Genomic DNA, 511 nt, shown 5'->3' on the forward strand with positions numbered 1-511 from the left:
GCTGATCCAACTGATGATATTCAGCAAAGGCTAAAGGTCTGTATGGATTCGTTGCAGGGTCTTGATCTTCGTATCGGCTTACCTACTAGAGACAACTTTAACGTTGACCTTAGTGAGGCTGAGATAGAGTCAATACTGTCTTTGACGGGTGATGATAAGTTACCTGTTGTGACTAAGGTTCACCTGCTGGGCCAGGGCGATACGTGTCCAAAGGCATCATCGAAGGCTCGTTCCTTGTTGGTTAAGATGTATGGCGTTGATGTAACTATGGATGCGATGAGGACTCGTCCGGTTTTTTCCTCGGAGAAGGTAAAATCTGAAATGAGTTGGATAGGTTGGGAGCGAAAGCTTCGAATCGTCGCTGATGAAGTCGCTGAATTGAAGCGAGGAGAAGCCGATTGTCCTTCACTTTACGAGTATTGGAATGATTTGTTTCAGGATGCTCCGCAAGAGTTCGTGCGTCAGTGGAATCTTGGTGTGGAACGTCTGTGTAGTAAACGCAAGACTGGAG

The 511-nt window shown here is 46.6% G+C and carries 1 protein-coding gene; it reads left to right on the forward strand.

The window, feature by feature from the left end; genetic code table 11:
* Window positions 1–42: 42 nt before the first annotated feature.
* Window positions 43–511 (forward strand): hypothetical protein (locus tag AB4585_RS24180; protein ID WP_372171295.1); only part of this gene is annotated, 469 nt, incomplete at its 3' end.

This window comes from Vibrio sp. 10N.222.49.C9 (assembly GCF_041474985.1).
Taxonomy (GTDB): Bacteria; Pseudomonadota; Gammaproteobacteria; order Enterobacterales; family Vibrionaceae; genus Vibrio; species Vibrio crassostreae_C.